20 protein-coding genes and 1 riboswitch are annotated in these 21,068 nt (G+C 44.7%); of the genes, 15 read left to right on the forward strand and 5 right to left on the reverse strand.

Translation table 11 applies throughout. From position 1 onward, the window contains the following. The first annotated feature begins 25 nt into the window (after window positions 1–25). From ftsE to glpG, 5 genes are all read left to right on the forward strand, one after another. Window positions 26–700: a cell division ATP-binding protein FtsE gene (gene ftsE / locus VFDL14_RS01920; protein ID WP_032553381.1), complete on the forward strand. Its 675-nt coding sequence runs from the start codon at window positions 26–28 to the stop codon at window positions 698–700. Next, window positions 690–1,658 carry a permease-like cell division protein FtsX gene (ftsX, locus tag VFDL14_RS01915; RefSeq protein ID WP_032553382.1) on the forward strand — a complete coding sequence of 323 codons (969 nt, stop codon included), beginning with the start codon at window positions 690–692 and terminating at the stop codon, window positions 1,656–1,658. Before ftsE ends, ftsX begins: the two co-directional genes overlap by 11 nt. Window positions 1,659–1,835: 177 nt before the next feature. Beyond that, a complete protein-coding gene (gene rpoH / locus VFDL14_RS01910; RefSeq protein WP_032553383.1) occupies window positions 1,836–2,693 on the forward strand; it encodes an RNA polymerase sigma factor RpoH in 858 nt (285 codons plus the stop codon). Window positions 2,694–3,092: 399 nt separating this feature from the next. Then, window positions 3,093–3,413: a thiosulfate sulfurtransferase GlpE gene (gene glpE / locus VFDL14_RS01905; protein ID WP_032553384.1), complete on the forward strand. Its 321-nt coding sequence runs from the start codon at window positions 3,093–3,095 to the stop codon at window positions 3,411–3,413. A 36-nt stretch (window positions 3,414–3,449) separates the two neighbouring features. Then, complete coding sequence (gene glpG / locus VFDL14_RS01900; RefSeq protein WP_032553385.1) at window positions 3,450–4,286, forward strand: rhomboid family intramembrane serine protease GlpG; 837 nt, start codon at window positions 3,450–3,452, stop codon at window positions 4,284–4,286. An 81-nt stretch (window positions 4,287–4,367) separates the two neighbouring features. On the opposite strand, the gene VFDL14_RS01895 is transcribed toward glpG, so the two are convergent. Next, entirely contained in the window at window positions 4,368–4,775 is a 408-nt protein-coding gene (locus VFDL14_RS01895; RefSeq protein WP_032553386.1) for a flagellar basal body-associated protein FliL, read from the reverse strand. Window positions 4,776–4,936: 161 nt separating this feature from the next. Between VFDL14_RS01895 and VFDL14_RS01890 the strand changes: the two genes are divergently transcribed. Further along, window positions 4,937–5,476 carry a chorismate lyase gene (locus tag VFDL14_RS01890; RefSeq protein WP_167332358.1) on the forward strand — a complete coding sequence of 180 codons (540 nt, stop codon included), beginning with the start codon at window positions 4,937–4,939 and terminating at the stop codon, window positions 5,474–5,476. Next, window positions 5,477–6,331: a 4-hydroxybenzoate octaprenyltransferase gene (gene ubiA, locus VFDL14_RS01885; protein ID WP_032553388.1), complete on the forward strand. Its 855-nt coding sequence runs from the start codon at window positions 5,477–5,479 to the stop codon at window positions 6,329–6,331. It abuts the gene before it with no gap. 56 nt (window positions 6,332–6,387) lie between these two features. Here the strand turns inward: ubiA and plsB are convergent, their stop codons facing one another. Beyond that, the gene (gene plsB / locus VFDL14_RS01880; protein ID WP_032553389.1) at window positions 6,388–8,811 is read right to left on the reverse strand and encodes a glycerol-3-phosphate 1-O-acyltransferase PlsB; all 2,424 of its coding nucleotides are present in this window, start codon (window positions 8,809–8,811) and stop codon (window positions 6,388–6,390) included. Window positions 8,812–9,183: 372 nt separating this feature from the next. Here plsB and lexA point away from each other — a divergent pair, with 372 nt between their 5' ends. The 3 genes from lexA to dinF all read left to right on the forward strand — a co-directional run bounded on the left by lexA (window position 9,184) and on the right by dinF (window position 12,230). Beyond that, a complete protein-coding gene (gene lexA, locus VFDL14_RS01875) occupies window positions 9,184–9,804 on the forward strand; it encodes a transcriptional repressor LexA (protein WP_032553391.1) in 621 nt (206 codons plus the stop codon). A 97-nt stretch (window positions 9,805–9,901) separates the two neighbouring features. Beyond that, a complete protein-coding gene (locus VFDL14_RS01870; protein WP_032553393.1) occupies window positions 9,902–10,777 on the forward strand; it encodes a class I SAM-dependent methyltransferase in 876 nt (291 codons plus the stop codon). A 97-nt stretch (window positions 10,778–10,874) separates the two neighbouring features. Next, window positions 10,875–12,230: an MATE family efflux transporter DinF gene (gene dinF / locus VFDL14_RS01865; protein ID WP_032553394.1), complete on the forward strand. Its 1,356-nt coding sequence runs from the start codon at window positions 10,875–10,877 to the stop codon at window positions 12,228–12,230. A 154-nt stretch (window positions 12,231–12,384) separates the two neighbouring features. Here dinF and sthA read toward each other — a convergent pair whose 3' ends face one another. Next, on the reverse strand, window positions 12,385–13,785 hold the full coding sequence (sthA, locus tag VFDL14_RS01860; protein WP_032553396.1) for a Si-specific NAD(P)(+) transhydrogenase: 1,401 nt from the start codon (window positions 13,783–13,785) through the stop codon (window positions 12,385–12,387). Window positions 13,786–14,112: 327 nt separating this feature from the next. Between sthA and fabR the strand changes: the two genes are divergently transcribed. Both fabR and VFDL14_RS01850 read left to right on the forward strand, forming a co-directional pair. Then, complete coding sequence (gene fabR, locus VFDL14_RS01855) at window positions 14,113–14,754, forward strand: HTH-type transcriptional repressor FabR (protein ID WP_032553397.1); 642 nt, start codon at window positions 14,113–14,115, stop codon at window positions 14,752–14,754. Continuing rightward, window positions 14,754–15,125 (forward strand): YijD family membrane protein, encoded by a 372-nt coding sequence (locus VFDL14_RS01850; RefSeq protein ID WP_032553398.1) that lies wholly within the window; start codon window positions 14,754–14,756, stop codon window positions 15,123–15,125. The genes fabR and VFDL14_RS01850 overlap by 1 nt, the downstream gene beginning before the upstream one ends. Window positions 15,126–15,222: 97 nt before the next feature. On the opposite strand, the gene trmA is transcribed toward VFDL14_RS01850, so the two are convergent. Beyond that, entirely contained in the window at window positions 15,223–16,335 is a 1,113-nt protein-coding gene (gene trmA, locus VFDL14_RS01845; protein ID WP_032553400.1) for a tRNA (uridine(54)-C5)-methyltransferase TrmA, read from the reverse strand. 154 nt (window positions 16,336–16,489) lie between these two features. Continuing rightward, window positions 16,490–16,695: riboswitch (cobalamin riboswitch) on the forward strand. Between the two features lie 39 nt (window positions 16,696–16,734). Between trmA and btuB the strand changes: the two genes are divergently transcribed. From btuB to murI, 3 genes are read left to right on the forward strand one after another with little or no spacing between them, the layout of a single operon-like run. Then, on the forward strand, window positions 16,735–18,570 hold the full coding sequence (btuB, locus tag VFDL14_RS01840; RefSeq protein ID WP_032553401.1) for a TonB-dependent vitamin B12 receptor: 1,836 nt from the start codon (window positions 16,735–16,737) through the stop codon (window positions 18,568–18,570). A 49-nt stretch (window positions 18,571–18,619) separates the two neighbouring features. Further along, the gene (locus tag VFDL14_RS01835; RefSeq protein ID WP_032553402.1) at window positions 18,620–19,291 is read left to right on the forward strand and encodes an ATPase; all 672 of its coding nucleotides are present in this window, start codon (window positions 18,620–18,622) and stop codon (window positions 19,289–19,291) included. 59 nt (window positions 19,292–19,350) lie between these two features. Beyond that, window positions 19,351–20,151 (forward strand): glutamate racemase, encoded by an 801-nt coding sequence (gene murI / locus VFDL14_RS01830; protein WP_032553403.1) that lies wholly within the window; start codon window positions 19,351–19,353, stop codon window positions 20,149–20,151. Here murI and VFDL14_RS01825 read toward each other — a convergent pair. Continuing rightward, window positions 20,114–20,566, reverse strand: coding sequence for an RNA recognition motif domain-containing protein (locus VFDL14_RS01825; RefSeq protein ID WP_032553404.1), 453 nt, complete (start codon window positions 20,564–20,566; stop codon window positions 20,114–20,116). The genes murI and VFDL14_RS01825 overlap by 38 nt on opposite strands. Window positions 20,567–21,068 lie beyond the last annotated feature (502 nt).

The following is a 21,068-nucleotide window of genomic DNA, read 5'->3' on the forward strand; positions in this document are numbered from 1 at the left end:
AGAGTGATCGTAAGAGGAATTTTCGGTGATCAAATTTCAGCAAGTGAGCAAGGCCTACCGAGGTGGACGCCAAGCATTACAAAAAGTGGACTTTCATCTTAAGCGAGGTGAAATGGCTTTTTTGGGTGGTCATTCCGGTGCGGGTAAAAGTACACTGCTGAAATTGATCTGTGCGATCGAGCGCCCGACCGACGGGCGCGTTTGGTTCAACGATCACGACATTACTCGAATTCCGAGTAAAGATATTCCCTTCTTGCGCCGTAACATCGGTATTGTCTTTCAAGACCATCGTTTGTTAATGGACCGCTCTATTTACGACAATGTGGCATTGCCAATGCGCATTGAGTCGATTTCTGAAAATGAAATCAAGCGACGCGTTGGTGCTGCATTGGATAAAACGGGTCTTTTAGACAAAGCGCGCTGTTTACCAAGCCAGCTGTCTGGTGGTGAGCAGCAACGTGTGGGCATTGCACGCGCTGTGGTGAATCGACCAACCTTACTATTGGCCGATGAGCCGACCGGTAACCTAGACCCAGAATTATCGAACCGAGTTTTAAGACTGTTCGAAGAGTTTAATCGAGCAGGCGTGACCATCCTTTTAGCTACGCATGATGTGGGGTTAGTAAACACTCGCCCACAATATCGTCATTTCGAGTTAAACCAAGGCTTCTTAAGTGAGGTAGAAGACTATGGCCGTTAATAAACGTCTTAAAAAGGCGAAACCAAAGCGCGCCAACAATCGTGCGGCAAGTGATGGCTTTTTAGTGGTTCACTGGAAGCAGGCGAAGTCTTCTCTATCTGAATTGTGGCAGCGCCCACTGGGAAATTTACTGACTTTAGCCGTAATCTCTATGGCATTGGCGATGCCAGCGTGTTTATACCTACTGGGTAAAAACGTGGGTGAGGCTGCACAAGATGTGGCAAGCCCTTCTCAGGTTAGCGCCTATATAGAAGAGGGTATCCCTGAACCTAGAGTAATGGTGATGAAGGATGAGATTGAAAGCTGGCCACAAGTGGATCTAGTGGAATACATCTCACCACAACAGGGACTTGCAGACCTTAGCCAGTACTCAGGTTTCAATGATGCACTGACGATTCTTGATGATTACTCACTACCTGGTGTATTGGTCATCACACCGAGCGCTGAAACAGACACGGAAATTAAAGCACTGGCTAACCAAGTCAAAGAACAACCTTCGGTGACTGACGTTAGACTTGATGAAGATTGGTTAGCAAGACTCGATGCGATTAAGGCACTGGCTACTGTCATCGTAGTGACATTAACCTTCCTTATGCTGGGAGCGGTATTTCTAATTATTGGTAATACCTTGCGCTTTAATGTGCTTGCTCACAAAGAAGAGATCCAAACCATGAAGCTAATCGGGGCGACCGATAGTTTCATCTTACGCCCTTATCTGTATACAGGTATGTGGTTTGGTGTATTGGGATCTATCAGTGCGTGGATCATGACCGCACTGATTACTGTATTACTCAACAGTGCAGTGGACGATTTAGCGCAGTTATACGACAGTCATTTCCGCTTAATTGGCTTAAGCTGGGATGAATCTTTGCTGCTTTTGATTGTTGGAACCTTGCTTGGTAGCGTGGCAGCAAAACTTTCTGCCCAAAGACACCTAAAAGAAATTGAACCTGTTTAGGTGAATTGAGTCATATTTAGACGAGAAATAGACACATGTTAGTCAGTTTTCGCCTTGTATAGACGAATTGATTATGCATAATTACTTCCCCCTTCTTGAATCCTGTTCATTTTAGGTTCAAGATTAGCGGGTTCTAATAGAAAGACTACTCCAGATCAGAGATTGATGAGGAACCGAATGGCAAACCAAGCGTATCAAATGGCTTTAGTCACACAAGATAGCCTAGACAGCTATATCCGCTCAGCAAACAGCTACCCAATGCTAACTGCTGAAGAGGAGCGTGGACTTGCAGAGCGATTACATTACAAAGGTGAGATCGAAGCTGCGAAAGGCTTGATCCTTTCACACCTACGATTCGTGGTTCATGTAGCGAGAGGTTACTCTGGTTACGGCCTGCCTATGGCTGACCTTGTTCAAGAAGGTAATATTGGTCTAATGAAGGCGGTAAAACGCTTTAACCCTGAAGTTGGGGTAAGACTGGTATCTTTCGCTGTTCACTGGATCAAAGCTGAAATCCATGAGTACGTACTTCGTAACTGGCGTATCGTTAAGATTGCAACGACGAAAGCGCAGCGTAAGCTGTTCTTCAACCTGCGTAAATCTAAGAAGCGTCTAGGTTGGTTTAACAACGGTGAAGTTGAAACTGTTGCTCGCGAGTTAGGTGTAGAGCCTTCTGAAGTTCGTGAAATGGAATCTCGCCTTGCGGCGCAAGATGCGACCTTTGAAGCACCTATGGACGACGATGACGGCGGTTCAGCTTACACAGCACCTGTTTACTACCTAGAAGACAAAGCGTCAGACGTAGCTGAAACGGTTGAAGCAGCAAACTGGGAAACGCATACTAACAACCGTCTTGGCCATGCACTAGCAAGCCTAGATGACCGCAGCCAACACATTGTTCGCTCTCGTTGGTTAGATGACGACAAAGCTACGCTGCAAGATCTTGCTGAAACCTATAACATCTCAGCAGAGCGTGTTCGTCAGCTAGAAAAGAATGCAATGAAGAAGCTAAAGCAAGCTGTCGGCGACTTCTAAGCCAAGCCCACACAATTTTTTGAAAAGGCCGAGATCGAGAGATCTCGGCCTTTTTGTTTGGATCGCATTTTAGTGTCTTTGCGATCGAAAGTTTCAAGTGTAGATTGTGGATAACTCTGTGAGGATTTTCTTTGTCAGTTGTCAAAAAGCAGGGTGTAGTAAGGCTTGCAGGCGGTTTTGTAGGTGGGGATAGTTTCAAGTTAACCCACAGATAGATCAGGATCATTACTACATCTTGTGGATCTATTTCTCTTAAAACACTTTATTCACGCAATTCACAGATTTATCCACATATGGTGTAAAAGTGATCGCTGGTGGATAACCTTATTAAGTCGGTGTAAATGTTAGCCTTGGGATAGGTTACAATGGCATCAAAGTAAATCAGTACAAGAGAAAGTCATGGACCAGTTTAAACATATTGATGTGCAAGGTGCTCAAACACTCATTGAGCAGAGCGACGCACGCCTAGTAGATATCCGCGATCCACAGTCATTTGCCGTTGCGCACCCAGAAAGTGCGTATCATTTGACGAATGACACCATGGTGGCGTTTATGGATGAGGTAGAATTTGAACAGCCTATCCTTGTGATGTGTTATCACGGCATTAGTAGCCAAGGTGCGGCGCAGTATCTAGTCAACCAAGGCTTTGAAGACGTATATAGTGTTGATGGAGGCTTTGAAGCTTGGCATCGTGCCCAGCTCCCTGTTGTGACAGGTTAGTTTGCTTCCTTAGACAAATTTAAGCAGGAAACTCCAATGGTAAGATTGATGGTATTGAATAATGCGCGTGTTGCGCAGGCCTTCATTGATTATATGGCGTCGCGTCATATTTCGATTCAGATGTCTCCAGAAGGTGAAGGACGTGTCGCGCTGTGGCTGATTGATGCTCAACATCAAGTGGAGACAGAAGCGGAGCTCAACCGTTTTCTGTCTGAACCGAACCACAAGCGTTATCAAGCCGCTTCCTGGGATGTTGCTGAAACGCGTAAAAGCCAGTTTCATTACCATACTCCGAGCTTTCTAAGCATGATTAAGGCTAAAGCGGGCCCTGTTACACTCAGCATTATGCTGTTGTGTGTGGTAATTTTTGCTCTGCAGCAACTTGGCTTCAATCAGCAGATCTTTCAAATACTGCATTTTCCGGCTCTGGATGGGCAACAATGGCAATTGTGGCGCTGGCTTAGCCATGCCGTTCTTCATTTCTCCGTTATGCACATAGCCTTTAATATTCTGTGGTGGTGGCAGCTTGGCGGTGATATTGAGAAGAAGCTAGGTGGTCTGAAGCTACTGCAGATTTTCGCTATATCATCGGCGCTGTCTGGCGCAGGGCAATATTGGGTCGAGGGGGCTAACTTTGGCGGGTTATCTGGAGTTGTGTACGCGCTAGTCGGTTATCTGTGGGTTGTGAGCACTAAGGCTCCTCAATTAGGACTAACCATACCGAGACAGATCGTCGGCTTCATGCTGATTTGGTTAGTGCTTGGTTACATGCAGCCGTTTATGGCGATTGCTAACACCGCACACCTAGCGGGTTTGATTGCTGGCGTCGGCATCGGCTGGATTGATTCAATGAAATCAAAGCCTATCGTTTAGCGATATTGGTGGTGAGTTTTCTGTGAAAACGAAAAAGCGGCTCGATGAAGCCGCTTTTTTTATCTCGATTTGGTCATCGCCTTATTGGTACAGGTACTTAGTAAATAAGAGGTCGGCAATGATGGTTTTGCCTGTTTCTGGCAATAGGATCTCATTGAGTCGGTCGACTAAGGTTTTACGCAAGTCTTCGCGACCAGAAAGTGACTTAATGGTCTCTTCATTCTGTTTACCAAGTAGCTCAATCACAGCATCGCGAATAAGGGGTTGGTGAAGCTCAATGGCCGGGAGGTCAGTTGAGTTGGCAACCATAATGTCGATGCGCACTTGAATGTAACCCAGCTTCTTACCTTTAGTATAAAAGTTAGTAGTGAGATCCGGTTCTAGCGTGAAGTACGCCAGCTTGGGTGCAGATTCCTCCTCCGCCAATGAAGGCAAAGAAAAAAGTAGTGTGATTGCTAGAAATATTTGGGCTACATAACGTTTGTGCATATTTGTGACTTTTCTTTAGTTTAATCGCGATATTCGAAACGCGTTTGTCTTGTTACAATGAGCGGTCTAAATCTAAATACGTTTATAACACAGCTTGCGGTTAAAACAGCTCGGAAGTTGATGCTTTATTGTACGTGTAAAGTCACCTATTGAATACCAGTATGAATCAGCCAATATCGCTGTATCTTAATTCGTTAATGAATGTAGATTGGCAAAATACAGAAAAATTTGATTTTCCGAATCAAACCATCAAAGGGTGGTTAATGGAGCAAGGCTCGTTATCTCGTCGTTTGGGTGAGTGTTGTGAGCACTTATCGGTCGAGTTACTTCATAATCAAGTCGTGGCACGCTCAACACTACAACACGACGAAGAGACTTTGCTTTCATCATCAGATTGCTTACTTCGCAAGGTTATTCTGAAGGGAGACGGTGAGCCTTGGGTACTTGGCCGTACGTTAATTCCACGCCTTACCTTAGATGACCAACACTCAGATCTGGCTCAGCAGGGCAATGTACCACTCGGGTTGACGGTGTTTAGCGCAGAAAACGTTAAGCGTGATGCACTGCAAGTCGGTTGGGTTATGGTAGGCGAAGAGCGCCTGCTTGCTCGTCGCTCGCGTTTATGGATGAACCATAAGCCAATGTTAGTGGCGGAACTTTTTTTACCAACTTCACCCATTTACTCTAAGGAGAGTGTGTAAATGCTGGCCACAAAAGCGAAAGCGTATTGGCAGTTAACGCGAATGGATCGCCCGATTGGAACCTTATTACTGTTGTGGCCAACCTTGTGGGCGCTAGTGATTGCGGCCAATGGCCTACCAGACTTGTCGGTATTAGTGGTATTTGTGTTGGGTGTGGTGTTAATGCGCTCGGCAGGGTGTGTGATTAACGATTTTGCCGATCGCAAAGTTGATGGCCACGTAAAACGCACTAAGCAACGACCTTTACCTTCGGGAGCGGTATCCAGTAAAGAAGCGGTAGCTCTGTTTTTGGTGCTAGCCATTGTCTCTTTTCTACTGGTGTTAACCATGAACACACTGACCATTCAGTTGTCGTTTATTGGTGTGGGCTTAGCGTTTATTTACCCTTTCATGAAACGCTTTACTCATCTGCCACAACTATTTCTGGGTTTGGCTTTCAGCTGGGCAATTCCGATGGCGTGGGCTGCACAAACCAATGAATTACCAGGTGTCGTGTGGTTCGTGTTTGCCATCAACGCACTATGGACCATCGCTTATGATACTCAGTATGCGATGGTTGACCGAGACGATGACCTTAAGATTGGCATCAAGTCGACCGCGATTCTGTTTGGCCGCCAAGATAAGCTAGTAATCGGTGTGCTGCAGTTAATTACTTTGGCGATGTTGATTGCGCTTGGTATGCACTATCAACTGGGCGGGAGTTTTTACTGGAGCCTGCTGGTTGTCGGTGGATTGTTTGTATATCAGCAGCACCTAATTCGCCACCGAGATCGAGACCTCTGCTTCCAAGCCTTTTTAAACAACAACTATGTTGGAATGGCAGTGACCGCAGGCTTACTTATCGCATTCTGGTAAAAAACATCACATATAAAAAAGGCACCCAATGGGTGCCTTTTCTGTTTTTAAGTGAGTTATTCTGCTTGGTGAATACTCTCTTCGATCGTCAAGCGAACTTCTGGGTAAAGCATCGAGTAAAGCAGCTTAGCGAAAACCGCGGTCTTCTCTAAATCGCAGTTGCCGTCGCTATCTAAGTACGCTTGCTGTTTTAGCGTTGCGAACATTGAAGCGAATACACCTTTGTCGAAAAACTCTGGAGCATTAATGCCGTGCAGGCGACCTAGACGCTGCGCGATATCTTGGCTCTTCTGCTCAAGCTCTGACTTATCGAGGTCTGGATTCTCTGCCAGAAGGTTCAATGCGATTGAGTAGCGCTGCAGTGTTTCAGAGATAGTACGGCCCAACAGCATCAGCGGTTGGCTGTTAGATTGGTTGATCGTGACTTCGTTGTCTTTCACCATGATCATACCCTGGCGTTCCAGCTCAGAGATAATGTTGGCGACAACTTCTTCTAACTTATCCTCTGGGTAGCTAAGGAACAGCTCCTTCTTAAGGAACGGGTAGATGATAGCCACATTCTTCTGGATGTCTGTAATCGACAGCTCTCGTTGACGAATCAGCATCTGCGCGACCAATGATGGCAGTGCGAATAGATGGATGATGTTGTTACGGTAGTAAGTCATCAGGATCGATTGGTGACGGTCGAGCGAAATGATGTCGCCCATAGTGTCTGACTCGATCAAGAATTTATTCAGAGCTTCAGCGTGTTTCACTAAATCTTCAGCACTGTCTTTCGGTACCGTGAATGTCTCAGAGTAAGGTACATTCTTTAGTAACGATAAGTAGCAATCAATCTGTGATACCAGCGAGTCACGGGATAGTGCACGTTGACGCGAAGCAAGCAGAGCAGTTGCACACAGAGTCAGTGCATTGGTTGCTGCTGCATCATTAATGTTTGTCATCATCTTGGTCGCAAGATCGTTAACAACTGGTGTCATCCACTGTGGCTTGCTAGTGCCAATCGGATCGATGTCTTTAGTCCACTCTGGAGAATGCTCATTCAGGTATTGGTTTAGCTGAATTGGCTCACCGAAGTTAACGTAGCCTTTACCAAAGTTGCGTAGCTTGCGAATAGTGCGAAGTACCAAGCCAGCATTCTCTTTCTCTTTACGTTTACCACGCAGCTCTTTTGCGTAAGTCGCCACTTCCATTACGTGCTCGTAGCCAATGTAAACAGGTACAAGGGTAACTGGACGGTTCATACCGCGCAGCATTGCCTGAATAGTCATCGCTAACATGCCGGTTTTCGCTTGTAGGAGACGGCCAGTACGAGAGCGACCACCCTCACTGAAGTACTCTACCGAATAACCTTTTGCGAATAGCTCGGCTAGATACTCACGGAAAATGGTTGAGTACAGCTTGTTGCCTTTAAAGCTACGACGAATGAAGAAAGCACCGCCGTGACGGAAGATCGGTCCAGCAGGGAAGAAGTTGAGGTTAATACCCGCTGCAATATGCGGAGGAACCATACCCTCATGGTAAAGCACATAAGAGAGTAGTAGGTAGTCCATGTGGCTACGGTGACAAGGTACATAAACAATCTCGTGACCGTCTTGTGCCAATTTGCGAACCGTAGATGCATTATTGATGTGCAGACCTTGGTAAAGTTTGTTCCACAACCAGCCCAGGATTTTTTCACCGCGTTTGATCAGAGAGTAAGAGAAGTTAGCTGCAATCTCATCCATGATGTCTTGCGCTTCTTTGCTCGCTTTCTCAATCGAGATGTTTTTCGACTTCGCTTCGTCTTCAATCGCTTTTTTGATCGCTTCTGATTTCAGTAGGCGGTCGAACAGCGCTTGGCGGCTTGGAAGGTTCGGGCCAGACGCGGCTAGCTTTTGGCGCGAGAAGTGGATACGTGCTACGCGTGCCAGCTTGTGCGCAATGGTGCTGTCAGTGCCGTGAGAGTTCGCCATGTAGCGCAGTGATACCACTGGGCTGAAACGAACTAAACAATCACGACCGGCTAGAAGAACCGCTCTTGATTTCTCTAGACCATTCATCGCTTGTAGATAAGGTTTTTGGGTATTTTCTTTACCCGGTTTACGTCCCCACAACACGGTTGCTGGGATAACCTGAACGTCTAGCTCTGAATCAGACTCATGAAGCTGAAGTAGCTCGGTGAATACGGCGATCGATGAACTTGGTACGTGGTCATCATCTTGAACTAGGGTTTTGCGCGACGCGATAAACACGTAGCGTTGCAGTGATTTACCATTAATATCAAGTGGGCTCAGTGGATCAGGAAGACCAAGCTCTAATGCATGTTTTTGTAGAGTTAGGAGATCGACACTCGAGCGGAAAGGTAACGCATATACAATTGGTTTGCCTAAATCAATGTTCAAATCTTCAATAGGGTTTGAAGGAATGGATGTGCCTTTTACCAATACGGATAAAGGAAGCTTCATCATTGAACGTGAAAAAGATTGTCCAGAAGACATATAGGTTCACTGCCTCAGTAGTTTTTTGTCATGCTCAAGCGTATCTCTATTTTTATTTAGTGATTTAAAATAGGGATCGGCCTAGGCGTAAATTTAATCGATGCAAGAATACCAGAAACTGGTCTAACCTTTTAATGGAATTAGTCATAATGGCGTTAAGTTTGCGGAAAATCATTCATCGACTGATTGAGTATAGGTTTAATCGTCACCAATTTTTAAAGCCTTTGATTAAAACAACGACTTAGCTGGCTGTTTATAAAGTTATAAAAAGTAGCCCGTTGTTTAAAAATGAACTAAAAACAACCAATTGCTTTGCTTTTGTTCAGTTACTGGATATACTCACAGTCAACTGTATAAAAAGACAGGTGACTCATGAAGCCGTTAACGCCCCGCCAACAACAAGTCTTCGACCTGATTAAAAACAAGATCGAAGAGTCCGGTATGCCACCGACACGTGCTGAAATCGCGCGTGAACTAGGCTTTCGCTCTGCTAATGCTGCAGAGGAACATTTAAAAGCTCTAGCTCGAAAAGAAGCTATTGAGATCATTCCGGGTGCGTCTCGTGGTATTCGCATCTTGCTTGATGACGCTGCCAACGACGAAGAAGGTCTACCTTTGATTGGTCAAGTGGCGGCGGGTGAGCCTATCCTTGCTCAAGAGCATGTAGAAACGCATTACCAAGTAGACCCTGGTATGTTTAAGCCACAAGCAGACTTCTTACTGCGTGTTAATGGCGAAAGTATGAAAGACATCGGTATTATGGATGGCGATCTACTGGCTGTGCACAAAACGCAAGATGTACGCGATGGTCAGGTTGTAGTAGCACGTGTCGACGATGATGTAACGGTTAAGCGTTTAGAGCGCAAAGGCTCAACGGTACTACTACATGCTGAAAACGAAGAATTTTCTCCAATCCAAGTGGATCTAGAGACCCAGCACTTAGCCATTGAAGGTTTAGCGGTTGGTATCATTCGCAACACAGATTGGATGTAATATCACACAATGAGTTATTGATATTTATTCTCAATAACTTGTCATTGTAATTGATATTCATTATCATCTTCCTTGTCGGGTTACAAGGAAGATGAACATGTCGAATCGAAACAAACCTCAGTCAACACTGCTTTCCTCAAAGCGCAGCGCTGCCCGTAAGCCGATGGCGCAGCAAGACATGGCTCATTCTGAATTTCATGTTCCTAGCAACCTTATCCAACCTCTTTGGTTTCGCAGTCGAGAAAGCCTCGCTGACGATGGCCTCGTTTACGATCCAATTGCAGCGCAAGCATGTACCCGCTGTCGTCTTGCACCGGAGTGTTTAACGGGAGAGCTCGACCAGCAACAGCTTCTATACGCGACATTGACTCAACTTTGTGACAACCAGATCCAACAGTACCTATCTCATAACCCTGAGGCGTGGATCATTAACGTTGGGGCAGGGCTTGATACACGTTTCTACCGTTTAGATAACGGCCGTTGTCATTGGGTTGAATTGGATGTCACTGAAAACTTGGTGTGGCGTCAGCGTTTATTCCATAAAAATGAACGTTATCGCTTAGAGTGTGGTTCAGTGAATGATCTTACTTGGCTTGATGAGCTGAATATTCCAGAGCAGGCGCCAGTGCTGATTGTTTGTGAACATGCACTGCTCGATTGCGATGAACAAACCACTGCGCACTTTATTCAAGCGCTAAGCCGTCAATTTACTCATGCACATGCCTGCTTAGTTCTTGCAGGGGATAAGACCTCAAGCAAGCTTGGTCAAAAGTTGGGTTCTGGCGAATACGCGCACGGCTTGGCTTCCCCTGTTGATAGCGTGTTGAATTGGCTACCATGGACTCAATGGGTCAAAGCCTTCTCACCTCTGGATCAACAATGTAACCGCTGGAAGCTATGGCAAAGAATGTTGAGTAAGTTGACTCAATACAAAAAGCGGCTGGCTCCACAACTTATCGTGATGAAGTGGTAGAGGTATTCTTCTTCCTACTCTCTATCAAGCTCTAGTCATAAAATAGTGAATCTCTACCCCCTAGGTTAAACTATCACCTCAAATCAAAGAGGTGATCGTGAAGCTATTTCTCCCCCAATCAATTGTTCAAACTCTAACGAATTTATCGGTTCACCAGCGAGTACTAATGCTCGCCATACCTATGGTTCTCTCCAATATAACCGTCCCACTGCTTGGCTTGGTTGATGCAGCTGTTATCGGTCACCTAGAGCATGCTTGGTATCTGGGTGGTGTAGCTCTCGGTGGCACCATGATCAGTGTGACCTTTTGGCTGCTTGGTTTTCTACGAATGTCGACGACAGGTTTGGCGGCGCAATCTTATGGAGCCAGCGATAATCAGCAATTAGGTTTGGTGTTCGTACAGGGCATTACCATGAGCTTGGGTTTTGCTGCCTTGTTTTTACTGCTGCACAGCATGATCGCTGAAGTGGTGTTTTCTTTAAGTAGCGCCAGCGAGCAGGTGAAGTTTTATGGTGAGCAGTACTTTTCGATTCGTGCTTGGAGTGCTCCTGCAGCCTTGAGTAATTTTGTGATTCTTGGTTGGCTGCTTGGAACACAGAATGCCAAAGCGCCGATGTGGATGGTGATCATCACCAACGTCACCAATATTGTTTTTGATGTGGTGTTTGTAATTGGACTCGGTTGGCAAGTTGAAGGGGCCGCTTATGCTTCGGTACTTGCTGATTATATGGGACTGTTGTTTGGCTTGATATGTGTGGCACGTGTTTGGTCGAAGAGGCAGTTACCAGCAATCTTGTCCTTGGTGAAACAGACCACTCAAGGGCTTTCTCGTTTCGTAAAACTTAATCGCGATATTTTTTTACGTTCTCTGTGCTTGCAAGCCACTTTTACTTTTATGACTTTCCAAGGCGCAAGTTTTGGCGATGATGTGGTTGCTGCCAACGCGGTACTGATGAGTTTCTTGATGATCATCTCTTATGGGATGGATGGTTTTGCCTATGCGATGGAGGCGATGGTAGGAAAGGCCATTGGTGCTAAAGATAAGCAAGAGTTGAATCAGTCTCTCGTAGGTACTTTTTTCTGGAGCTTAATCATTTGTCTTGGCCTGACTGCGGTGTTCATGATGCTAGGTAGCAACATGGTCAATATGATCACAACCATACCTGAGGTAAAAGTGCAGGCGATGATTTACTTACCTTGGCTTGTTGCAATGCCTTTGGTTTCAATGTGGTGTTTCCTACTAGACGGTATTTTTATCGGCGCGACCAAGGGAAAAGAGATGCGCAATAGCATGTTTGTTGCGACCTGCACTTTCTTCCTTATCTTCTTTTTAGCCTCATCGTTAGAGAACCATGCACTATGGTTTGCGATGATTTGCTTCATGGGAATGCGTGGAATTGGGCTAGCGGTATTGTTTATTAGACAGTGGAAAAGGAATGAGTTCTTGGCTTAGTGTACAGATAGATAAGCATTTAGAATACTATGATCTAATTACTATCTGAGTGTTATTAAGTGTTTGATTTGAAATGAAACAGCAAGCGTGTGTGCTTGCTGTTTTAGTATTTGGCCTATAGGTGGCCAAATACTCCTAAGGCTGTGCAGCCTAGTTAAAACAAGCGGTTCAAACCGTTAAGGGCAGCAACACGATAAGCTTCTGCCATGGTCGGATAGTTGAAGGTCGTATTCACGAAATACTCGATGGTATTCGCTTCGCCTTTTTGCTCCATAATCGCTTGGCCGATGTGAATGATTTCTGCAGCACGCTCACCAAACACATGGATGCCCAATATTTCCTTAGTTTCACGATGGAATAGAATCTTTAAGCTACCGATGTCTTTACCTGCAATTTGTGCACGGGCTAGGTGTTTGAATGAAGAGCGTCCCACTTCGTAAGGTACTTTGGCTGCAGTAAGCTCTTGCTCGGTTTTACCAACAGAGCTGATCTCTGGAATGGTGTAGATACCGGTTGGGATATCTTCAATCAGGTGGCTTTCTGCTTCGCCTTTGACAATTGCTTGCGCTACAAATCGACCCTGGTCGTATGCGGCACTCGCTAGGCTAGGGTAGCCAATCACATCACCCACCGCATATACGTGGCTGACACTGGTTTGGTAGTTGGCGTTGACCGAAACTTGACCACGTGAGTCCGCTTCCAAGCCAACGGCTCCAAGGTTGAGTTTGTCGGTATTACCCGTTCGGCCATTTGCATAAAGCAGACAGTCAGCACGCATCTTCTTGCCTGATTCTAAGTGGATGATGACCCCATCGTCTGTACCCTCAATTCGCTCAAACGTTTCATCGTTGCGAATGACGACACCGCTATTCCAGAAGTGATAAGAGAGCGCATCAGACGTTTCATTGTCTAGGAATGACAATAGTCGGTCTCGAGTATTGATAAGGTCTGTCTTTACCCCCAATCCGCGGAAGATAGATGCGTACTCACAACCAATAACACCAGCACCGTAAATGATGATATGTTGCGGGTCGTGTTTTAGTGACAGGATTGAGTCGCTGTCGTAGATACGCTCATGTAGGAAGTCGACATTTTCAGGTTGGTAAGGTCTTGAGCCTGTCGCAATAACAAACTTATCTGCGGAGTAGAGTTCTTCAGTTCCGTCACTTTGCATTACAGAAACCGTGTTGCTATCAATGAAGCGCGCAGTACCAAAGACTAATGTACATTGATTGCGATCGTAGAAACCTTGGCGAAGTCGCGTTTGCTTGTCGATTACAGATTTAGCGTGACCAAGAATGTCGGAGAAAGTGGCGTGGAGGCTTTTGTTGTTTTGGCAAAAGAGTGGGTTGTTATTGAATTCGATAATACGACTAACCGCGTGTCGTAGTGCTTTCGATGGGATGGTACCCCAGTGAGTACACCCGCCGCCTACGCTACTTTCTTTTTCAATGATGGCTACATTCAACCCGGCTTTGGTTAATCCCATCGCTGCCCCTTCACCGCCGGGGCCACTACCAATCACGATCACATCAAAGTGGTTCGAATGCGACATAGAAATCTTCCTTGTTATATTTGTTTAACATTGCTTTAGCGAGATTTTAACTGATTCCGTTATTTGGTACATGAAAAGGGCATCAGAGAGTCGAGCTGATCACGCAGTGTTAAAGAAAAAGTCATATTTGGTATGTTGTATGTCTCCAAATTACAGCTCCGTGATTGAAATTTTGTTCTCGAACGTATTTACTTCGGTACGTGAACAAAGAGGGGTGTCTGATGTCATATAAAGCGAGAATTCCTTATAAAATAGAGTGATTCGCGTTATATTTAACTGAGTATTAGACATGCCTGTTTAGGCTGTAAAAGAAGAAATTGATAAAGTATGAAACCAATGGGAATTCGCGCACAGCAAAAAGAAAAAACTCGTCGAAGCTTAATCGATGCTGCGTTTAGTCAGTTGAGTGCTGACCGCAGTTTTTCAAACCTGAGCTTAAGAGAGGTTGCTCGCGAAGCCGGCATTGCCCCAACTTCTTTCTATCGTCACTTTAAAGACATGGATGAACTCGGTTTGACCATGGTTGACGAAGGTGGCTTGTTACTGCGTCAGTTGATGCGTCAGGCAAGGCAACGAATCGTAAAAGAAGGCAGTGTTATCCGCACCTCGGTTGAAACCTTTATGGAGTTCATCGAAAGCAGTCCAAACGTATTCAGACTGTTATTGCGCGAACGTTCAGGAACCTCATTTGAGTTTCGAACAGCCGTCGCAAGAGAAATGCAGCACTTTGTTGCGGAAATGACGGAATATCTAATAGGTACGGGGATGACTCGTGAAGAGGCTTTTACCCAAGCAGAAGCATCAGTCACCTTGGTATTTAGTTCCGGCGCAGAAGCTTTGGATTTAAATAGCCGTGAGCGAGATGAACTTGCTGAGCGGTTGATTATGCAATTGCGAATGATAGCCAAAGGGGCTTATTGGTATCGCAAAGAACGTGAACGTAACCGACTAAAAGGCGGGATTGAATAATGTCGAATGAAAAGAATACTGTGAACCGCGGTTCAGAAAGAAAAACACTGGTACTGGCTCTTGTTGCGGGTGTCTGTGGTGACGCATTGTTATCTTGGGTAACGATGAGCGAAGTTGGTTTCTCTATTTTCCCTCTTATTGCGCTAGTACTGGCTGTTCAAGCTCTATACCAAGAGTACCTAGCAAACCCAGTATCTGAAGATATCCCACTAGTTGGCCTAGCGTGTTTCTTCGTTGGTGCATTTGGCCACTCGGCGTTTGTGAAAGCACAGCACCCAGAAGCTGGCTCTAACTTCTTTGCTATTATCGTGGCAATGCTGCTACTCGCATGGGTAGGTAAGAAACTAGGATTTATGTCTAAGTCAGCGTAACTTCAGCTGAATAGACAATAAAAAACGAGCCGTGTGGCTCGTTTTTTTTGATTTGAAGAACCGAGCGTAAAGGTCGGTTCTTTTGTATCTATCGTTTCTATTTGGCTTTGCGCTCTAAGAACACACCAGCTTCCATGTGGTGAGTGTATGGAAACTGATCGAACAGAGCAAAACGCGTGATGTTGTGAGTTTCGCTCAGAATGTCCAAGTTCTCTTTGAGTGTGTCTGGATTACAAGAGATGTACATGATGCGTTCATAGCCTTGTACCATTTTACACGTATCAACATCCATACCTGATCTCGGTGGATCAACAAAGATCGTGTTGCAATTGTAGCTCTTTAGGTCGACATTAGCTTGTTTTAGACGACGGAACTCGCGCTTACCTTCCATCGCTTCAGTAAAATCCTCAGCCGACATACGAATGATCTGAACGTTGTCGATGTTGTTTGCTGCAATATTGTATTGCGCAGAGTCTACCGATGGCTTAGCCAGCTCAGTTGCCAGTACTCGTTCGAAGTTTTGTGCCAGAGCTAAAGAGAAGTTTCCGTTACCACAGTATAGCTCAAGCAGGTCGCCTTTGCTTTCTTGAGTACAGTCTACCGCCCACTCCAGCATTTTCTCCGCAATCTTACCGTTAGGCTGTGTGAAGCTATTCTCTACTTGTTGGTAAATGTAGCTGTCGCCATTCACGTTAAGCTTTTCAATTACGTAGTCTTGGTCTAGCACAATCTTCATCTTACGTGCACGGCCAATCAGGTTTAGGTTGAAACCTTCGTCATTAAGTTGCTGCTTAAGTGCTTTTGCGTTTTCAATCCACTCTTCATCAAGCTGACGGTGGTATAGCAGTGATACAAGTACTTCACCACTTAGGGTTGAAAGGAAGTCGACTTGGAATAGCTTGTGACGCAGGGACGGGTTACCCTTCATCGCTTCCATTAGCAGTGGCATTAGGTCGTTGATAAGACGGCTTGCTGCTGAGAACTGATCAACGCGATATTTCTCTTTGGTTTCTTGATTGAACATCACGTAGTACATGTCATCACCTTCATGCCACACGCGGAATTCTGCACGCATGCGGTAGTGCTGTTCTGGTGATTCATACACTTCTAATTCAGGCACATTGTATTGTGAGAACATCTCAGTCAGACGCTCGGTCTTTTCTGCCAGTTGTTCTTGGTAGCGTTGCGGGTTTACATCTAAAGTCGCCATTGTTATGCCTTTTGCTGTGGTGCGTTCAAATCAAGAGCGCAGATTTTATTCAATCACAGCCTCTTGTCCAGTGTTGAGAGCCATTACCTGTAAATTGGCCATGAAAACTATAGCTTATAACTATCTTAGACTAGACAAATTACCCATAGGACAATAGTATCCTTCTCAAGCTGGTGCCATTTAGATGTATAGATGGCTGAAAAGGGAATCTGGTGTAAATCCAGAACTGACGCGCAGCGGTAAAAGAGAACGAGTATTCACCAAGACACTGCATACAGGATTATGTGGGAAGTCGAATATTAGGTAACCACTAGGTTGAGCTCTTGAGTCCGAATACCTGCCAGCAGCTAAGTCACAATATTTGGCTTGGTAGGAATTTACGCGATTTAGGATCACAATATGAACAAGTCCCTTTTAGCGATAGCTGTAGCGTCGCTACTTTCACCTATCTCCAATTTACACGCCCAAGAAGCCTCTGCCGATGAAACCATGGTGGTGACGGCGAACCGTTTTGAGCAGTCTGCAGCTTCAACGCTAGCCGATGTCGAAGTGGTAACTCGTCAAGATTTTCAGAGAACGCAAGCTAAAACAATTCCTGACGTACTACGTCGACTGACTGGGATTCAAATTACGCAAAATGGTGGCAGAGGTCAGCTAGCTTCTATATTCGTTCGTGGTACAAGCTCTGATCAGGTACTGGTTTTAGTTGATGGGGTTCGATTTGCTAGAGCAGCAAAAGGGGCGGTTGACTTCAACCAAATTCCTTTAAGTTATGTTCAACGTATCGAGTATGTTCGAGGTGCTCGAGCGTCTCTATATGGTTCGGAAGCAATCGGTGGTGTAATTAACATCATTACTATTGCACGTGCTACGGAAGAATCAACAACGTTGAGTGCGGGCTTGGGAAGCTTAGATTACCAAGAGCTGAGTTTAGCATCAGGTGTCGCAACATCTGAAAATGGCCAGCTAAATCTAGCAATCAGCCATGAAAGTGATGAAGGCTACAATGTTAAGCCTGTATCTGGATTAAATGATGGCGATCGTCATGGCTTTGAAACGCTGAATGGTCTGATTGGTTATACCCATAAGTTGAATGAACAGTTTAGTGTCTTTGGTAATGTTCGTGCTTATGAAAATATTTACCAATATGACAGCACATACGGTACTCGTAGTTACATGGAGTCTGAAAAGGACGACTTATCAGTTTCTATTGGAGGTGCTTACCAAGGAACTAAGCTGCGTTCAGAACTACAAGCTACTGTTCAAAGCCAAGACTCATGGAATTACGAGTACGGCAAAAGCAAAACGTCAGGTACTCAAGATGAACTTGAACAAACTAATGTTCAATGGATTAACAGTTATCAACTAAACAAAAATGTGGTTCTTGCTGGTGGCGCAGACTGGCGTGATGAATCTTACGTTGATAAAAATGCAAACAAAACCTTCGACCGTTCTAACCTAGCTCTATTTGGTTTGTCTTCAGTAACTGTCGAGTCCGCGACTCTAGAAGCTAGTGCTAGGGTTGATGATAACGAAGAGTTTGGAACTGAGACTACCTATAACCTAGGTGCTGGTTATCAGTTTATTCCTGAATTTGGTATCAAAACATCCTATGGTACAGCGTTTAAAGCGCCGAACCTTTACCAACAGTATGACCCTTTATACGGAACTCAAGATCTTAAGCCTGAAGAATCTGATGCGATTGAGCTAGGTTTCTATGGTGTAGTGAAAGACGTATATTGGACATTGACGGGATATGATTACAAGATAACGAACCTAATTGACTATCATCCAACAACTTACAAGTATATTAACGTTGATGGCGAGACTCACATTCAAGGTGTCGAACTTACTGCTGAGTTTGATACAGGCATAATTCAACACCAATTGAGTGCGGATTATAAAGACGCCGAGGGGGATGATGGTAAGCAACTACAACGCAGAGCAAAAGAGCTATACAAGTGGAATGCGCTTGTAGCCTTTGATGTTGTTGATTGGTCGATAAGCTATCAATATGTTGGAAAACGACCTGATGTTAATTATGGAACATGGCCTTACAGTGACGTAACTCTACCGTCTTACTCATTGGTTGATACAGCCGTTAGCTATTATGCAAATGAGAATACAACAATCAGTGCTCGTGTAGATAACTTATTCGATGAAGAGTATGAAACTGCTCTAGGTTACCCTGCAGCTGAAAGAGCGTATTACCTTAACTTGGCATACCAATTCTAATCACCTAAACCGCCCTCGGGCGGTTTTTTCTTATCGATAGATATCTAATATGAAAAAGAAAGTCATCATTAGTTGGTCTTCTGGCAAAGACTCTACGTTAACCCTCGAGCGACTCGTAGAAAGTCCTGACTATGAAGTGGTTGGTCTATACACAACCTATGTCGGCGACGAAGTACCTTTTCAAGCAACCCCCAAAGAAGTCGTTGCTATGCAGGCGGAGCTGCTCGATTTGCCTATCATCATGATTGAGCTGCCGGAAGTGTTCCCATCAAACGAGATTTATCAGAACACCATTGTTAATGCACTGAAGCAATCGAGTCTAGCCATTGATGCGGTCGCATTTGGCGACATGTTCTGTAACGGTATTGCTGACTATCGTCGAAGTTATATTGAACCTGCTGGCTGGGAGTGTGTATTCCCACTGCTTGGAGAAGAGAGCAGTCAACTGGCCGATGAGATAATAGAGAGAGGCATCGAAACCTTCTTAGTGACTATCGATACCAATGCTTTATCAGCCGAGTATTGTGGGCAAGCTTATACAAAATCGTTGGTAGAGAATCTCCCCAACGGTGTTGACCCTTGCGGTGAGGATGGAGAGTTCCACACATTAGTAACTAAAGCACCATCATTTGATGGGGCAATAAAGGTTTCGTTGCTTGAAGTCGATAGAGGAGAACGTTTCGTACATCAACGTTACTTGGCTAACATAAGCCGTGACTAAGTTGGCGAATAATAAGTGAAGGGGTATGATTGCTGCGAACTTTCTTATAGGTAGATGCAGTGTTGGGCGAGCAACAAAAAAACATACTGGTATTTGATTCGGGAGTAGGAGGTTTATCTGTCTATAAAGAGATAAACAAGCTACTGCCGAACCATAACTATATCTATGCTTTCGATAATGAAGCCTATCCCTATGGTGAATTGGAACAGCAGGTTCTGATAGCTCGAGTTGAGAAAATTGTTGCTAGCTTTATCAAAAGCCACGCTATCGATATAGTGGTGATTGCGTGTAATACCGCAAGTACCATTGTTCTTCCAACCTTGCGTGCCAATAATACGATTCCAATTGTTGGTGTCGTTCCGGCTATTAAGCCTGCTTCCCTCATGGCAAACAAAGCGGTTGGTCTGATTGCCACGCCTGCAACGATTACTCGTCAATATACCCATGATCTGATCAAAAGCTTTTCTAGTGATAAGCATGTTGAACTATTGGGTTCGACAAAGCTGGTGGACATGGCTGAAGAGAAATTGCGTGGGGAGCTCGTTAACCTCGAGGAGTTGACTCAGATTCTCAGTCCAATGATGAATCTTGTAGATGTCGCTGTATTAGGGTGTACGCATTTTCCACTAATAAAAGAAGAGATCCAGAGCGTAATGGGAGAGGATGTCATGCTAGTGGACTCGGGCAGTGCGATCGCTAAACGTGTGCAAAGCCTATTAGAAGTCGAAAGTGCAGAAAAAGTGGTGGGAATAAGAGAGGTATATTGTAGTGCACCTCTAAGAAAAGAAGGTGCACTCAATAGAACATTAAAAGAAATGGGTTTTATGCCTGTTCAGATCCGTCCGCTTCAGGGTGCTTAGGGTCATTTGCGATACGTACCTTCAATGTACGCTGCATATAGTCTTTATCATTTAAGCTAGCAATGGCGTTATTGACATCGTTGCTAGCCATCACCACGAAACCAAATCCTCTTCTTTTACCAGTACGCTTATCTTTCATTAGTCTTACGGCAAATACTTCACCGTGTTCAGAGAAAAGTTCGCGAACATGTGATTCGTTGGCTTTATATGGAAGGTTACCCACGTATAGGGTTTGAGTTGAAGCTTTAGGTTCTGAATCTGATTTTGTGTCTGAGCCTGAAAGGTTAAGAATAAAAGCTGAAGCCAAGACACCGAGAACGAAAGTAATTGCAGGCGATATATCAACCTGTGAAAACACAATGCCGCCTAATACAGCCAGTGCGACAATTAACAACATCGATTTTTTTGAATTCATATCGGATTACTACATATTAATAAACGAAATAGACGCATCTACTATTAACAAAATAGACACATGAATCTTACGTTCATGGTTTGTATTTTTCCAATGTATTGCTGTGATGCGTCTCAAATGTTTAGTTTTTATTCAAAATAAGCGCTTTTGATGGCTTTTTAGTCGAACGGAAATTTTATTTAAAAAAGCCCTTGCGCTCCATTCGAATCTCTCTATAATGCCGCCTCACCGACACGGAGTGAGACGAAAGTCACACACTGAAATCGGTAGAGAAAAAAGAGTTTGAAAATAACCCTTGACTCTCAAAACGGTGCGAGTATAGTACGCACCCCTAGCGATTGAGATGTGAATCACAAAACGCTAGAAGCTCTTTAAAAATTAGAACCTATCAATCTGTGTGGGCACTCGTTGATGAATATCAAAAAATGAAACTTCGGTTTCAACTTGATTTCAATGAACTGAGTGACCAATCGATAATTTATTATCGGCACAGTCAATTCAC

This window comes from Vibrio fortis (genome assembly GCF_000695685.1).
GTDB classification, from domain to species: Bacteria; Pseudomonadota; Gammaproteobacteria; order Enterobacterales; family Vibrionaceae; genus Vibrio; species Vibrio fortis_A.

Bases quoted from the DNA above. Each gene is read 5' to 3' on its own strand.
- glpE (WP_032553384.1), top strand. From the start codon at position 3,093: ATGGACCAGTTTAAACATATTGATGTGCAAGGTGCTCAAACACTCATT.
- ubiA (WP_032553388.1), top strand. From the start codon at position 5,477: ATGCTGGCCACAAAAGCGAAAGCGTATTGGCAGTTAACGCGAATGGAT.
- lexA (WP_032553391.1), top strand. From the start codon at position 9,184: ATGAAGCCGTTAACGCCCCGCCAACAACAAGTCTTCGACCTGATTAAA.
- sthA (WP_032553396.1), bottom strand. From the start codon at position 13,785: ATGTCGCATTCGAACCACTTTGATGTGATCGTGATTGGTAGTGGCCCC.
- VFDL14_RS01895 (WP_032553386.1), bottom strand. From the start codon at position 4,775: ATGCACAAACGTTATGTAGCCCAAATATTTCTAGCAATCACACTACTT.
- trmA (WP_032553400.1), bottom strand. From the start codon at position 16,335: ATGGCGACTTTAGATGTAAACCCGCAACGCTACCAAGAACAACTGGCA.
- VFDL14_RS01835 (WP_032553402.1), top strand. From the start codon at position 18,620: ATGAAAAAGAAAGTCATCATTAGTTGGTCTTCTGGCAAAGACTCTACG.
- VFDL14_RS01850 (WP_032553398.1), top strand. From the start codon at position 14,754: ATGTCGAATGAAAAGAATACTGTGAACCGCGGTTCAGAAAGAAAAACA.
- VFDL14_RS01890 (WP_167332358.1), top strand. From the start codon at position 4,937: ATGAATCAGCCAATATCGCTGTATCTTAATTCGTTAATGAATGTAGAT.
- VFDL14_RS01870 (WP_032553393.1), top strand. From the start codon at position 9,902: ATGTCGAATCGAAACAAACCTCAGTCAACACTGCTTTCCTCAAAGCGC.
- VFDL14_RS01825 (WP_032553404.1), bottom strand. From the start codon at position 20,566: ATGAATTCAAAAAAATCGATGTTGTTAATTGTCGCACTGGCTGTATTA.
- fabR (WP_032553397.1), top strand. From the start codon at position 14,113: ATGAAACCAATGGGAATTCGCGCACAGCAAAAAGAAAAAACTCGTCGA.
- ftsX (WP_032553382.1), top strand. From the start codon at position 690: ATGGCCGTTAATAAACGTCTTAAAAAGGCGAAACCAAAGCGCGCCAAC.
- plsB (WP_032553389.1), bottom strand. From the start codon at position 8,811: ATGTCTTCTGGACAATCTTTTTCACGTTCAATGATGAAGCTTCCTTTA.
- btuB (WP_032553401.1), top strand. From the start codon at position 16,735: ATGAACAAGTCCCTTTTAGCGATAGCTGTAGCGTCGCTACTTTCACCT.
- rpoH (WP_032553383.1), top strand. From the start codon at position 1,836: ATGGCAAACCAAGCGTATCAAATGGCTTTAGTCACACAAGATAGCCTA.
- glpG (WP_032553385.1), top strand. From the start codon at position 3,450: ATGGTAAGATTGATGGTATTGAATAATGCGCGTGTTGCGCAGGCCTTC.